We start from the raw sequence: 571 nt of genomic DNA, 5'->3' as shown, positions 1-571 counted from the left end.
GGGGAGGACGTCGTGAGTGGTGTGGAGCTGTCCGAGAACGAGTTGTGGGTGGCGAGTTTCTACCGGTCGTCGGAGATGAGCGGGGCGATGTTCTTCGGGCGGGTGGCGCGGACGATCCGCGGTCCGTTGCAGAAGGACGTGACGCACCACTTCGCGGACGAGTCGGCGCACGCGTCGTACTGGACGAACTGCATCGACTCGCTGGACCAGCGGGCGATCCCGATGCGGGACGCCTACCAGGACCGGTACATGGACGCGGTCGGGGTGCCGGCCAGTCTGATGGAGGTCATGGCGATCACGCTGGTCTTCGAGAAGCGCACGATCGGCCACTACAACCAGCACCTGCGGCAGGAGAACACGCCCGCGCCGGTCCGCGAGACGATCGAGAAGATCATGCTCGACGAGCGCTGGCACGTGCGGTACGTCCGCGAGGCCCTGCAGGACATGGAAGAGCGCTACGGCAAGCAGGAGATCGAGGACACCCTCGCCCGCTACACCGCGGCCGACGTCGAGATCTACGGCAAGGCCATGGCCGAGTTCGAAGAACGCTTCGCCGCCCAGTGATCCGGGT

At 66.0% G+C, this 571-nt stretch carries 1 protein-coding gene; it reads left to right on the top strand.

Translation table 11 applies throughout. The features are described from left to right. Window positions 1–564, top strand: a 564-nt coding sequence (locus AC3ERT_RS36655) for a ferritin-like domain-containing protein (protein WP_335984642.1), incomplete at its 5' end; no start/stop codon positions are given. Between the last annotated feature and the right edge of the window lie 7 nt (window positions 565–571).

Source organism: Actinacidiphila sp. bgisy145 (genome assembly GCF_057708125.1).
The sequence above is the reverse complement of the archived record's forward strand: the minus strand, read 5'-3'. Positions and strand labels throughout refer to the sequence as shown.